This is a genomic window from Streptomyces sp. CC224B, assembly GCF_030010595.1.
Taxonomy (GTDB): Bacteria; Actinomycetota; Actinomycetes; order Streptomycetales; family Streptomycetaceae; genus Streptomyces; species Streptomyces longispororuber.
This window is the reverse complement of the sequence record NZ_JASCXL010000129.1, coordinates 1-12,973: the sequence shown is the minus strand read 5'-3', so window position 1 is coordinate 12,973 and position 12,973 is coordinate 1. Positions and strand designations below refer to the sequence as shown.

General features: G+C 74.3%; 13 protein-coding genes and 1 tRNA gene. 8 read left to right on the top strand and 6 right to left on the bottom strand.

The genetic code is table 11. The features are described 5' to 3' along the window. Positions 1 to 247: 247 nt before the first annotated feature. The 3 genes from QK440_RS34840 (at position 248) to QK440_RS34830 (ending at position 3,978) form a co-directional block, all read left to right on the top strand. The gene (locus QK440_RS34840) at positions 248 to 1,489 is read left to right on the top strand and encodes an NAD(P)-binding protein (protein ID WP_282797262.1); all 1,242 of its coding nucleotides are present in this window, start codon (positions 248 to 250) and stop codon (positions 1,487 to 1,489) included. A gap of 69 nt (positions 1,490 to 1,558) precedes the next feature. Beyond that, positions 1,559 to 2,566 carry a zinc-binding dehydrogenase gene (locus QK440_RS34835; protein WP_282797261.1) on the top strand — a complete coding sequence of 336 codons (1,008 nt, stop codon included), beginning with the start codon at positions 1,559 to 1,561 and terminating at the stop codon, positions 2,564 to 2,566. Positions 2,567 to 2,697: 131 nt separating this feature from the next. Then, the gene (locus QK440_RS34830; RefSeq protein ID WP_282797260.1) at positions 2,698 to 3,978 is read left to right on the top strand and encodes a GNAT family N-acetyltransferase; all 1,281 of its coding nucleotides are present in this window, start codon (positions 2,698 to 2,700) and stop codon (positions 3,976 to 3,978) included. A gap of 4 nt (positions 3,979 to 3,982) precedes the next feature. On the opposite strand, the gene QK440_RS34825 is transcribed toward QK440_RS34830, so the two are convergent. Beyond that, positions 3,983 to 4,477 (bottom strand): GNAT family N-acetyltransferase, encoded by a 495-nt coding sequence (locus QK440_RS34825; protein ID WP_282797259.1) that lies wholly within the window; start codon positions 4,475 to 4,477, stop codon positions 3,983 to 3,985. Between QK440_RS34825 and QK440_RS34820 the strand changes: the two genes are divergently transcribed. Beyond that, positions 4,476 to 5,477, top strand: coding sequence for an endo alpha-1,4 polygalactosaminidase (locus QK440_RS34820; protein ID WP_282797258.1), 1,002 nt, complete (start codon positions 4,476 to 4,478; stop codon positions 5,475 to 5,477). The genes QK440_RS34825 and QK440_RS34820 overlap by 2 nt on opposite strands. An 88-nt stretch (positions 5,478 to 5,565) precedes the next feature. Here the strand turns inward: QK440_RS34820 and QK440_RS34815 are convergent, their stop codons facing one another. From QK440_RS34815 to QK440_RS34805, 3 genes are all read right to left on the bottom strand, one after another. Continuing rightward, positions 5,566 to 6,468, bottom strand: coding sequence for an aminoglycoside phosphotransferase family protein (locus QK440_RS34815; protein WP_282797257.1), 903 nt, complete (start codon positions 6,466 to 6,468; stop codon positions 5,566 to 5,568). A gap of 79 nt (positions 6,469 to 6,547) precedes the next feature. Next, positions 6,548 to 7,360 carry a thioredoxin domain-containing protein gene (locus tag QK440_RS34810; protein WP_282797256.1) on the bottom strand — a complete coding sequence of 271 codons (813 nt, stop codon included), beginning with the start codon at positions 7,358 to 7,360 and terminating at the stop codon, positions 6,548 to 6,550. A gap of 120 nt (positions 7,361 to 7,480) precedes the next feature. After that, positions 7,481 to 8,029 (bottom strand): YceI family protein, encoded by a 549-nt coding sequence (locus tag QK440_RS34805; RefSeq protein WP_282797255.1) that lies wholly within the window; start codon positions 8,027 to 8,029, stop codon positions 7,481 to 7,483. 186 nt (positions 8,030 to 8,215) lie between these two features. On the opposite strand from QK440_RS34805, the gene sigJ reads away from it, so the two are divergent. Continuing rightward, positions 8,216 to 9,229, top strand: a complete 1,014-nt coding sequence (gene sigJ, locus QK440_RS34800; RefSeq protein ID WP_282797254.1) for an RNA polymerase sigma factor SigJ — start codon at positions 8,216 to 8,218, stop codon at positions 9,227 to 9,229. 39 nt (positions 9,230 to 9,268) lie between these two features. On the opposite strand, the gene QK440_RS34795 is transcribed toward sigJ, so the two are convergent. Beyond that, positions 9,269 to 9,808, bottom strand: a complete 540-nt coding sequence (locus QK440_RS34795; protein WP_282797253.1) for a flavoprotein — start codon at positions 9,806 to 9,808, stop codon at positions 9,269 to 9,271. A 148-nt stretch (positions 9,809 to 9,956) separates the two neighbouring features. After that, positions 9,957 to 10,030, bottom strand: a tRNA-Thr gene (locus QK440_RS34790). Positions 10,031 to 10,241: 211 nt separating this feature from the next. On the opposite strand from QK440_RS34790, the gene ugpC reads away from it, so the two are divergent. The 3 genes from ugpC to QK440_RS34775 all read left to right on the top strand — a co-directional run bounded on the left by ugpC (position 10,242) and on the right by QK440_RS34775 (position 12,887). Next, entirely contained in the window at positions 10,242 to 11,378 is a 1,137-nt protein-coding gene (ugpC, locus tag QK440_RS34785; protein ID WP_282797252.1) for a sn-glycerol-3-phosphate ABC transporter ATP-binding protein UgpC, read from the top strand. Between the two features lie 221 nt (positions 11,379 to 11,599). After that, complete coding sequence (locus QK440_RS34780) at positions 11,600 to 12,058, top strand: hypothetical protein (RefSeq protein ID WP_282797251.1); 459 nt, start codon at positions 11,600 to 11,602, stop codon at positions 12,056 to 12,058. Between the two features lie 94 nt (positions 12,059 to 12,152). Beyond that, positions 12,153 to 12,887 carry a nucleotidyltransferase family protein gene (locus tag QK440_RS34775; RefSeq protein WP_282797250.1) on the top strand — a complete coding sequence of 245 codons (735 nt, stop codon included), beginning with the start codon at positions 12,153 to 12,155 and terminating at the stop codon, positions 12,885 to 12,887. Positions 12,888 to 12,973: the final 86 nt, after the last annotated feature.

The window sequence follows — 12,973 nt, the reverse complement described above, 5'->3', positions numbered from 1 at the left end:
GCCCTGCGGCTCCTGCCCCGCCTCCGGCTCCCGCACCGCCCCGCGGCTCCCGCGCCGCCCCTTGGCTCCCACGCCCCACCGCGGCTCCCGCGCCGCCCCGCCCGGCCATGTCACATTCCCCGCCGCCCCGCTCGTCGTACCTCACGAGAGGAAGCCACGCACCGCGCACCGAGAGCACCGAGAGCACTGAGAGCACCGAGAGCACCGAGAGCACCGAGAGCACCGACGACAGAAACGGACTCCGCCCATGGCCCGCGCCACCAGCCCCCGTATCCGTCAGCACCCGCCCGCCTCCCCCGCCACCGTCACCGTCGTCGGCGGCGGCTTCGCCGGGCTCACCGCCGCCATCGCCGCGGCGGAGGGCGGCGCCCGGGTCACCGTGCACGAGGCGCACCACACGCTCGGCGGCCGCGCCCGTACGGCGGACGGCACGTACCGTACGAACGACGGACCGCACGCCCTCTACAACGGCGGCCCCCACTGGGCCTGGCTCAAGCAGCGGGACCTGCTCGGCCCCCTCGCCCCGCTGCCGCCCCTCGAAGGCACCCGGCTGCGGCTGCGCCACCGCGGCTCGCTGCGCCGCACCCCGCCCCTGGCCATGCTGCGGCTGCTGCGCCGCTCCCCCGAACAGGCCCCGGTCGACGAGGACTTCATGACCTGGGCGAGCCGCCAGGTCGGCGAGGAGGGGGCGCGGGCCGCCGCGCACTACACCGCCGTGGCCCTGTACCACCACGACCCGGGCTCGCTGTCCGCCCGCTTCGTGCACACCCGGCTGCGCCGCGCCACCAAGCTGCCGCCGGAGGCGCACTACCCGGTCGGCGGCTGGGGCGCGGTCGTCGACCGGATGGCCGCCCGCGCCTGGAACCTCGGCGTCCGCGTCGAGACCGTGTCCCGCGTGCACGACCTCGACGAGCACGCCCGCCGCGGCCCCGTCATCGTCGCCACCTCGCTCGACGCCGCCCGGCGGCTGCTCAAGGACGACGGCCTGACCTGGGAGAGCGGGCGCACCGCCCTGATCGACCTGGCGCTGCGCTCCCGACGCGGCGACCTGTTCGCGCTGTCGGACCTGGACGGCACCGGCTGGATCGAGCGGTTCACCGCGCAGGACCGCACCCTCGCCCCCGAGGGCGAGCAGCTCATCCAGGGCCAGCTCCCGCTGGCTCCGCACGAGTCGGCGGCCGACGGCGTGGCCCGCGCCGAGGAACTGCTCGACCTCGGCTTCCGCGACTGGCGCGAGCGCGTGACCTGGCGCCGCTCCGCGGTGGCGAACGGCCGCACCGGCGCCGTCGACCGGCCCGGCACGACCTGGCGCGACCGGCCCGCGGTGGACCGGGGCGACGGTGTGTTCCTGGCGGGCGACCAGGTGGCGGCGCCCGGGCTGCTCAGCGAGGTCTCCTTCAACAGCGCGATCGAGGCGGTCTCGCTCGCCCTGACCGGCACCGGCCGCCTCGGCGCGGACACGCCCTGGGTCGACCTGGAGACGGCGTGACGGCCCGCGCTTGACCTCAACCGGACTTGAGGTTGAACAGTGGGCCCCACCAGCGAAAGGAGCCCCCTCATGCACGCTGTCCGCCTGCACGCCTTCGGCCCCGCCGAGAACCTCACGTACGAGACGGTCGAGGACCCCGTACCGGGCCCGGGCCAGGTGCGCGTCGCCGTGGCCGCCGCCGGGGTGCACCTGCTCGACACCGCCATCAGAGGCGGCGACAGGGGCCCGGCGCCCGCACTCCCCGAGCTGCCGACGATCCCGGGCCGCGAGGTCGCCGGCACCGTCGAGTCCGTCGGCGCGGACGTGGACCCGGCCTGGCTCGGCAAGCGCGTCGTCGCCCACATCGGCTTCGCGCCCGGCGGCTACGCCGAACTGACCGTCACCGAGGCGGCCCGGCTGCACGAACTGCCCGACCGGCTCGGCTTCCCCGAGGCGGTGGCGCTCATCGGCACCGGGCGCACGACGATGGGCATCCTCCAGTTCGTCGAGCTCGACGGCGACTCGGTCGTCGTCGTCCCGGCCGCGGCGGGCGGCATCGGCACGCTGCTCGTGCAGTACGCCAAGCACGCCGGCGCCACGGTCGTCGGCCTCGCGGGCGGCCCCGCCAAGGCCGCCCGCGTCGCCGCGAACGGCGCCGACCTGGCCGTGGACTACACCGACCCGGCCTGGCCGGACGAGGTGCGCGCCTACCTGAAGGGCCTCGGCGACGGCGGCCGCACCGCGACCGTGGTCTTCGACGGCGTGGGGGGTGACGCCGGGCGCACCGCCGTGGACCTGCTCGGCCCGGGCGGCACGCACCTGTGCTTCGGCTGGTCGGAGAAGAAGGGGCCGGTGTCCCTGACGAACGAGGAGCTGGCCGCGCGCGGCATCACCCAGATCAATCCGCTGGGCACCGCCATGACGGAGAAGGCGGGCGGCGACAACCCCATCCGCACCCTGGAGCTGGCCGCCCTGCACGCGTACGCGGGCGGGTACTTCACCCCCGCCGTCCAGACCTTCCCCCTCGCCCGGGCGGCCGAGGCCCACCGCGCCCTGGAGACCCGCGCCACGACGGGCAAGGTGGTGCTGCTCCCCTGACCGGCGCCCGCGCGCGGAGCGCGCTCACGGGCGCGGAGCGCGCTCACGGGCGCGGCGGGCCGTCCCACGAGGGCCGCGCCCCCGGCGAAAACCGGATGCCCCCGCCGCCCACCCGAACTACCGTCCGTTTCATGGACTCCGCACCCCTGAGCCCCGCCCCGTCCACGATCACCTTCCGCGACCTCCCGGACACCGACCTGGACCGCGCCCTCGACCTCCTCTACCTGGTCTTCCACGAGACCCCGGAGGACGAGAAGCGCAAGCACCACCACGACCTGCTCCGCGGCTGCGACCGCGTCGGCGCGTACGACGGGGAGACGCTCGTCGGCCTGCTCGCCGCCTTCCGCTTCACCCTCTCCGTGCCCGGCGGCGAACTGCCCTGCCCGGGCGTCTCCTTCGTCTCCGTCGCCCCCACGCACCGCCGCCGCGGCGTGCTCTCCGGCCTGATCGCGGAGCTGTTCGGCCGGTGCCGCGCCGAGGACCGCCCGCTGGCGGCGCTGTGGGCGTCGGAGGACGCGATCTACGGCCGCTTCGGCTTCGGCCCGGCCACGTACGGCACCACCGTCGAGATCAACACCGAGCGCCCGCTGGCGCTGCGCGTCACCCCGGCCGACGGCCCCCTGCGCCTGGTGGACCCGGCCTCCGCCCCGGAGCTCCTGGCCGACTACTACGACCGCACGCGGTCCGCCCGCGCGGGCCGCATCCACCGCACCGACGCCTGGTGGAGCGAGGAGTGGATGGTCACCGAGGACGAGGACGACGACGACCTCTCGCCGCCGCGCGTGGTCGTCCTCGGCACCCGCGAGGACCCGGAGGCCGTCGCCGGGTACGCGATCTACCGCACCAAGTCCCGCGGCGACGCCTCCGGCATGATCCGCCTGGACGACCTGGAGGCCGACACCCCGCAGGGCGCGGCCGCGCTCTGGCGCTATCTGGCCTCGATCGACCTGACGGGCCTGGTCCGCGCCTGGGGCCGCCCGCTCGACGACCCGCTGCTGCACTTCGCCGGCGACCGCGACCAGGTCCGGGTGACGGGACACTTCCCGGCACTGCGGGTACGGCTCGTCGACGTCCGCGCGGCGCTCCTCGGCCGCTCCTGGGCGGCCCCCGCCGACCTGGTCCTGGAGGTCCGCGACACCCGGCTCCCGGCCAACGACGGCCGCTTCCGCCTGCGGACCACCGCCTCCGGCACCGGCACCGGGGCGGCGTACGAGGCCGCGTACGACCCCACCGAGGCTCCCGCGGACCTCACCCTCGACGTGCGGGACCTGGCCTCGGCGTACCTCGGCGGCGCCACGGTCGCCTCCTTCGTCCGGGCCGGGGTCGCCACCGAGCACACCCCGGGCGTGGCGGCGGCCCTGGACGCGGCGCTCAGGACCGAGCTGCTGCCGCACACCAGCGACGAGTTCTGACCGCTCAGCGCCCGGCGCCCGCCCCCGGGCCGCCGAGCGCCGCCAGCGCCCCGTCGGTCAGCCGGTACACGGTCCACTCGTCCTGCGGCTTCGCGCCGAGGGACTCGTAGAACGCGATCGACGGGGCGTTCCAGTTCAGGACGGCCCACTCCAGGCGCTCGTAGCCGCGCTCGACGCAGATCCGCGCGAGCTCCCGCAGCAGCGCCCTGCCGTGGCCGCCGCCGCGCGCGGACGGGCGGACGTACAGGTCCTCCAGGTAGATGCCGTGCACCCCGCGCCAGGTGGAGAAGTTCAGGAACCACAGGGCGAAACCGACCGGCTCCCCCGTCGCGTCGTCCTCGGCGATGTGGGCGTACGCGGCGGGCCGGTCGCCGAACAGCGCCTCGTGGAGCTGCTCCTGGGTGGCCCGCGCCTCGTGGAGTGCCTTCTCGTACTCCGCGAGTTCACGGATCATGGTGTGGACGAGGGGGACGTCGGCCGGTGCGGCGGTACGAATCATGAACGCAGCAAGCCACAGCCGCCGACGGCGGGTCAACAGCAGGAGCCGGGCGGCGCTGGCCGCCCTGGCCGTCCTCGCCGCCCTCCTCACCGGCTGCGGCGAGGACGCCGACCGCCCGGAGGACCCCGCCTGGTGGTCCCCGGCCCCCGGCGAAGTCACCGCCTGGGACTGGCAGATCAGCGAGCCGTACGACCTGTCGCCCCTGCCGGGGCGGCACCAGATGTACGACCTCGACCTCTTCGACCTGGCCCCCGAGGGCTCCGAACTCCGCTACGCCGACGGCCGGACGATCGACGTGCCGGCCGGCCCGCTCGCCGGGGAGATCGACGCACTGCACGCCCGCACCCCCCGCCCGGTCGTGATCTGCTACGTCGACACCGGCGCGTACGAGCACTACCGGCCCGACGCGGCCCGTTTCCCCGGCCACCGCGCACGCCTCCGCGACCTCCCCAACCGCCCCGAGGCGCCCGCCGAGGGCTCGGTGATCGGCTGGGACACCGGCTGGGAGGGCGAGCGCTGGCTCGACCTCCGCGAGCGCTCCCGCGACGCCTTCGCGGACATCGTGTGGGCCCGCCTCGACCTGGCCGCCCGCATGGGCTGCGACGGCGTGGAGCCCGACCAGAACAATCCGCGCGGCAACGACCCGGGCTTCCGCATCCCCCTGGCCGACCAGCTCTCCTGGTACCGCGAGGTGGCGGAGCAGGCGCACGCCCGCGGCCTGTCCGTCGGCCTGAAGAACGGGCACGACGAACCCGGCACGGCGGCCCGGCTCGTGGACCACTTCGACTGGGCGCTGCCCGAGGAGTGCGTGGAGTACGACGAGTGCGGCGAGCTGCGGCCCTTCGTGGAGGCGGGCAAGGCGGTGTTCGCCGTGGACTACCGGGGCTCGGTGCCCGAGCCGGCGAAGGCCTGCGCCCGGCACCGGCGCCACGGATTCGACGGCCTCGTCAAGGACGAGCCGCCGACGGGTGCGTACCGCAGGGCGTGCGCGCGGCCGTGAACTCCCGGGCCGCCGCGGGGCGCGGCGGCCCCGGTCCGCAGGGCGTGCGCGCGGCCGTGGTCCCTGGGCCGCGCGGGGCCCGGTCGCCTCAGTCGCCGAGCAGCCGCCGCGCGAGCACCAGGTCCTCCTCCGGCAGCGGCCGGCCGTCCTCGACCTCCCACAGCGCGTTCTGCAGCACCCGGCCCAGCGTCCACGCCAGCGCCCGCTCCCGGTCGAGGCCGAGGACCTCGGTCATCGCGTCGAAGCGCCAGCGCACGTCGTCCGGGTCGAAGAGGTTGTTCAGGCCGGGCCACAGGTCGAAGCCCGGGTCGCCCGCGAGGGGCTTGGGGTCGATGGCCAGCCACGGCTCGCGGTCGGCGGCCAGGACGTTGTCGAAGTGCAGGTCCCAGTGCAGCAGGCGGTCGCCCGCCTCGTCCACGACCTCGCGGACCGCGTCCGCGCAGCGCGCCACGAGCGCCCGGTCGGCCCGGTCGCCGATCGCCTCCAGGGCGGCCGGGGTGTCGGCGAGCATCTGCCGCGCGATGTCCTCCAGGGTGCGCATGCCCGCGGGCGCGGGCCCGGCGGTGAGCCGGGCGAGCAGCTCGGCGAGGACCAGCACGCCCTGCCGGGTCTCATCCTTCCCGGCCTCCGCGAATCGCGACAACTCGCCGCCCGGGCGCGCCCGTTCCAGGAGCATGGTGCCGGTCGCGGCGTCGTGGTCGAGCAGCCGGACCGCGCCGTCGCCGTCCCACACGCGCAGCGCGACCGGCTCCCCCTCGGTCTCCTCGTCCAGCGCCTGGAACTTCACCACGGCCGCGCTGCCGTCCCCCCGCTCCACCGGCAGCACCAGCGAGGCCATGCCGTACATCGAGTCCCCGGCCGGCGTCAGCTTCCACCGCTCCAGGAACTCCACCGCCCGCGCGGGCAGCGCGGCGATGAACGCGCGTCCCGCCTCGCCTCCGTACAGGTGCTGCGACTTGACCAGTGCGTCCGGTACGTGGATGTCGATCACGCGGGCGACCCTACGCGGCAGGGCCCCGCGGCCCCACCGAATTTCCCGCGTCTGCGCGGGCGTTGGAGCGCCGCGGCGCTCAGGCCCCGGCCTTCCGCAGGACCTCGGCGAAGTCGTCCTTGCTGTACAGCGAGTCGGAGGGGGCCTTCTCGCCGTCGACCTCGACGGTCGGCGTCCCGGTGGCGCCGTCCTTCTCGAAGGCGCGCATGGCCGTGCCGACCCAGTCCTTGTACGTGTTCCGGTTCACCGCGTCCTTGAACGCGGCGTCCTCGATCCCCGCCGCCTCGCCGATCTTCAGCAGGAAGGCGGGCGTGAAGCCGTCCTCGCTCTCCTCGGGCTGGTTGGTGAAGAGCGCGGAGTGGAACTGCGGGAACCTGCCCGTCTCCACGGCGGCCCGCAGCGCGTTGGCGGCGTTCTTGGAGCCGTTGCCGCCGGTGTTGTTGTCGAGGAACGAGGCGATCGTGTACTCGACCTTCACCTTCCCGGCGGCGACCTTCGGCACCAGCGCCTGCGCGCCGCCCTCCTCGAACTTCTTGCAGAAGGGGCAGCGCGGGTCCTCGTACACCGTGACCGTGACCGCGGCCGACGGCTCGCCCACGGTGATGACGCCGCCCTCGACCTTCGTGGCCACCTTCGCCAGGTCGTTCACGGAGGCGGGCGGCACCTTCGCCTCCGGGACGTCCTCGGGGGACCCGGTGGTCTCCCCGGAGGCCCCGGCGGACGAGGGGGGAGGCGGGCCGGACGTGGACGCGGAGGCCGAAGGGGACTCCTTCACCTTGTCGAACGGGCTGCTGCCACTGTCGTCCGAGTCGTCACAGGCGGTGACCATGGCACCGAACAGCGCGGCGGCGGCCACCGAGGCGGCCACGCGCCCGGCCTTGCGTACGGCCATGAAACACGTCCTCCAGTAAGCGTCACGTACCGCAGAGGGCACTCGAAGTACCGGAAATCTATCCGACCCCTCCCCAGGGCTTTGAGGCCCCGGTGCCCTCCGGTCCGCACGCGGTACGTGTCAGCGGCGCTCCCGTACGGCGACGACGTCGAGCTCCAGGAGCACCCGCGGGGCGACCATGACCGAGGTCAGGGCGTTCCAGTCCACGCCCCAGCCCTTGCGGTCGATGGTGGCGCCACCGCGGAAGGCGACGTGCGAGCCGCCGTCCGCGTCGGTCCCGCCGCCGGTCAGCGTGAGGTCGAGGACGACCTGGCGGACCACGTCGCGGACGGCCAGGTCACCGGCGACCGTGTAGTGGGCCTCGTCGACCCGCCTCACCTCGGTGGAGGTGAAGGAGAGGGCCGGGTGCCGGGCCCCGTCCAGGAACTTGCCCCACACCAGGTCGTCCCGCAGCCGGTTGCCGGTCCGCACGCTCCGCGCCTCGGCGGTGAGCCACGCGCGGGACCTGGACGGATCGTCGCCGTCCAGCCGCGCCCCGCCCGCGAACTCCGCGAAGTGCCCGCGCACCCTGGTGGACATCGTGTGCCGGGCGACGAACGCGACGCGGGTGCGGGCGGTGTCGAAGACGTAGTCGCCGGTGAGTTGGTCGGGCCTGGGGACGGTGGACATGATGGATCACTCCCGAAGGGCGAGGCTGTTTCTAGGGGGGCGGCCGTACGCGCCCCGGCACTTCGACGGGACAGCCCCGCGGGATGTGAGGCGCACCGCCCGCGACCTCACATTCCGCGCGGCTGTCTCGTCATATGGATGCCGGCAGCAGCGACCCGCAGGACCGGCGGAGGGAGACCCACCACCATGACCCGCACGAACCCGCCCGGACGGCCGGACCACCTCGTCGCTGTAAAGAACGTTCGTTCCAGTGACGAGGACGGTCCCGGGCGGCCGGACAGCGGCCCCGACCCCGTCCTGTCCGCGATCCAGGCCGAGCGGAGCCGCCTGATCAACCTCGCGTACCGCCTCCTCGGCTCCCTCGCCGACGCCGAGGACGTCGTACAGGAGGCCTACTTGCGCTGGTACGCCATGACGCCGCGGGAGCAGGCGGCCATCGAGGTCCCCGGCGCCTGGCTGGCGCGGGTGACCAGCCGGGTCTGCCTGGACCAGCTCCGCTCGGCCAGGGCCCGGCGCGAGCGCTACGTCGGCGAGTGGATCCCCGAGCCGCTGCCCGACCGCGCGGAGTGGGCCGCGGGGCTGTCCGGCGGCGGGTCCGACGAGCCCGCCGACCCGGCCGACCGGGTCACGCTGGACGAGTCGGTGAACATGGCGTTCCTCGTCGTGCTCGACGCGATGACCCCGGCCGAGCGCGTCGCGTTCATCCTGCACGACGTCTTCCGCTACTCGTTCGCCGAAGTCGCCGAGATCGTCGGCCGGACCCCGGCGGCGTGCCGGCAGCTCGCGTCGTCGGCCCGCCGCCGCATGCGCGCGTCGGCCGCGCCCGCGGCCCCGACGGCCCGGCGCGCCGCCCTCGTCAGGGACTTCAAGGAGGCGTGGGAGGCCAAGGACATCGAGGCCCTGCTCGGGCTCCTGCACCCCGAGGCGACGGCCCTCGCGGACGGCGGGGGCCTGGCCGCCGCCGCGCTCCACCCGCTGGCGGGCGGCGAGGCCGTCGCGCGCTACCTGGTGGACCTCGCCGGGCGGCTCACGGGCCAGACGCTCCTGGAGCGCACGGTCAACGGCCAGCCCGGCCTGGTCGTCCAACAGGACGGCGTCACGGTCTCGGTCCTGGCCTTCGACGTCACGGACGACCGGATCAGCCGCCTCTGGGCGGTACGCAACCCCGAGAAGCTCCGGACCTGGACGGCGGCCGGCTGACCCCCGCCTCCGGCCCGCGCGCACGGCGGGCCGGAGGCGTCACACCCTCCCGGCCCGGTGCTTCACGGCGGCCAGCGCGGCGTCCCACGGGTAGTCCACCGGCGCCCCCGGCGGGCCGGGGACGAACCCGCCCTCGCCGTACAGCACGGTGACCCCCTGCTCGCGCAACTCCTCGACGCTGCGGTCGAACTGACGGTGCCGGGCGTACGCGGCGTCCACGCACGGCACCGCCACCGTCGGGATGTTCCTGCCGATGCCCTCGGCGACGACACCCACCACGAAGTTCCGCGTCAGCCCGAGCGCCCAGGAGTTGATGGTGTTGAACGTCGCGGGGGCGAAGAGGACGACGTCCGCCTCGGGCCAGGCGTCGGGCTCGCCGGGCAGCGCGTAGTCGCTGCGCACCGGGTGCCCGGTGAGCGCGGCCAGTCCGTCGATACTCACGTCGAGCCACCGGGCCGCCGTGGGAGTCAGCCCGAGGCACACGTCCCAGCCATCCGCCTGCGCCGCCTCGATCACTCCGGCCACGTCGAACAGAGGCGGCGCGGCCGAGCCGAACAAGTACAGAGTCGGAGAGGTCATACCGGCATCCCACCCCGCGAAGACGATCACACGCAACCACGCCGGGGGGAGACCGCGCACGTCACGGGGCCGGGGGCCGCGTGGCCCGGGCCGCGGGCACCGGGGGCGCGCCCCGGTGGGGGTGGCTCGGGGCGCCCCGCCAGGAAAGAGCCCCCTGTCGGATTCGAACCGACGACCTTCGCTTTACAAGAGCGGCGCTCTGACCAGCTGAGCTAAGGAGGCCTGCACGGGCCGGCGCGCGGCCGTGCCCGTGCAGTGTAACCAACCGACTCCCCGCCACAGTCGAAAATCTCCTCGAAGGTCATCGGCTCCGGGCTACTGACAGACCGGTGACCAGCGGGGTAGCGTCACCGAAAGTTCAGACGACTGGACTAGACCCGTCCTTTACTCGGATCGTCCGGCACGTTCCTGCCGGTGAAGGGGGCCCCTCACCATGGCCACTGTTACGTTCGACAAGGCGACCCGCGTCTACCCGGGCTCCGACAAGCCCGCCGTGGACGGCCTGGACATCGCGATCGAGGACGGCGAGTTCCTCGTCCTGGTCGGCCCGTCCGGCTGCGGCAAGTCCACCTCCCTGCGCATGCTCGCGGGCCTGGAGGACGTGAACGCCGGCGCCATCCGCATCGGCGACCGCGACGTCACGCACCTGCCGCCGAAGGACCGGGACATCGCCATGGTGTTCCAGAACTACGCGCTCTACCCGCACATGACCGTCGCCGCCAACATGGGCTTCGCCCTGAAGATCGCTGGCGTCGACAAGGCCACCATCCGGCAGAAGGTCGAGGAGGCCGCGAAGATCCTCGACCTCACGGAGTACCTGGACCGCAAGCCCAAGGCCCTCTCCGGCGGTCAGCGCCAGCGCGTCGCGATGGGCCGCGCCATCGTCCGCGAGCCGCAGGTCTTCCTCATGGACGAGCCGCTGTCGAACCTCGACGCCAAGCTCCGCGTGTCGACGCGTACGCAGATCGCCAGCCTCCAGCGCCGCCTCGGCATCACCACCGTGTACGTCACCCACGACCAGGTCGAGGCCATGACCATGGGCGACCGCGTGGCGGTCCTCAAGGACGGCCTGCTCCAGCAGGTCGACTCGCCGCGCAGCATGTACGACCGCCCCGCCAACCTCTTCGTGGCGGGCTTCATCGGCTCCCCGGCGATGAACCTCGTCGAGGTCCCCATCACCGACGGCGGCGTGAAGTTCGGCAACTCCGTGGTCCCGGTCAACCGCGAGGCGCTGGCCGCCGCGGCCGACAAGGGCGACCGTACGGTGACCGTCGGCGTCCGCCCGGAGCACTTCGACGTGGTCGAGCAGAACGGCGCCGCCGCGAAGACCCTGTCGAAGGAGACCGAGGACGCCCCGGCCGGCCTCGCCGTGTCCGTGAACGTCGTCGAGGAGCTCGGCGCCGACGGGTACGTGTACGGCACCGCGGAGGTCGGTGGCGAGCAGAAGGACCTCGTGGTCCGGGTGAACGGGCGCCAGGTGCCCGAGAAGGGGTCGCAGCTCCACGTCGTGCCGCGGCCGGGTGAGACGCACGTGTTCTCCACGTCCACGGGCGAGCGCCTCAGCGACTGACACCCCCGGAGGGGGCGCGCCCCGCCCCACCAACGCCCCCTCCCACCACATCTCCCCCTCCCCCGTCCCCGGACATCTCTGCTCGTTGTCGACAAATACCCCGGCACATCGGTCATTTCGCCCCCGGTTCGTCAACACCCGGGACGGCAAACCACTTTGCCCGTCCCCCGACCGGGTGACTAAATGTCGCCAAATCATCACCTAGCGCTACCCTCACTCGCGTGACGCACTCCGCCAACCACACCCAGAAGCCGCGCCGAGGCCACCGCGGCCCCGGCCGCCGCATCGGGCGCACGCTCGCCCTCGTCCTGCCCGTCGTCCTGGTGCTGTCCGGCACGCTCGCGGTCACCCGGGTCGACTGGACCGGCAGCTCCTCGGACTCGGTCCTCACCGCGTCCGCGGGCGACCTCTCCGCCCCGGCCACGTCCCGCGCCCCGCAGGACGTCCTGCGCGACCGGCTGCTCCTGGAGCTCCAGGAGAAGAACCCCGGGGTCGCCCTCACCCACCTCCAGGAGGAGGTCGACCGGCACCCCTCGCTCGCCAAGCACTGCGCGTCCCTGGCCCGCGCCCTCGGCCGCGCGGCCGTCCGCGCGTACGGCCCGAGCCGCGCGCAGTCGTACGCCCGCCCGGTGTGCGACACGTCCTTCGCCGCGGGCGTCGCCGCCCACCACAACGACTGAACGGCACCGGGCCGCCCCCGGCCCCACCCCTAGCGCCCCCTGCCGCCGTCGGTCACGTCGGAACCCTGCGCGCCCCAACGCGTAGGGTTCCGTCATGACCACCGGTGACACCCACCCCGCAAAGCCCACGCAGGCCGTCGTCCTGGCCGGCGGCCAGGGCTCCCGGCTGCGCCCGTACACCGATGATCGCCCCAAGCCCATGGTCGAGATCCCCGGCACGGGTACGCCGATCATCGGCCACCAGCTGGGCTGGCTCGCGGCCGAGGGCGTGACGGACGCGGTCGTCTCCTGCGGCCACCTGGCCGAGGTGCTCCAGGACTGGCTCGCCCACGCCGACCTGCCGCTGAAGGTCACCACCGTCGTCGAGACGGAACCCCTCGGCCGCGGCGGCGGGCTCAAGTACGCGGCCGCGCACCTGCCCCAGCCCGACCAGCCCTGGTACGCCACGAACGGCGACATCTGGACCCGCTTCTCGCTGCGCGACATGGCCGCCTTCCACGCCGAGCGCGACGCCACGGCCACGCTCGCCCTGGCCCGCCCGCGCATCCCGTGGGGCGCCGTGGAGACCAACCGGTTCGGGCAGATCACGGACTTCATCGAGGCCCCGCCGTCGCCGTACCTGATCAACGCGGGCGTGTACGTCTTCTCCGCCGACTTCACCGGCCTGCTGCCCGACCGCGGCGACCACGAGCGCACCACGTTCCCGCGCCTGGCCCGCGAGAAGCGCCTGGCGGGCTTCCCGCTGCCGCAGGGCGCGTACTGGCGCGCCATCGACACCGCGAAGGACCTCACCGAGGCCGCCAAGGAACTGGCCTCCCAGCGCCCCTGACCCGCCCCGGGCGGACCAGGCCGCCGGGCGGCGAGGCAGCCGGGCGGACAGCGAGGAGGGGCCCCGCACACCGTCCGTGTGCGGGG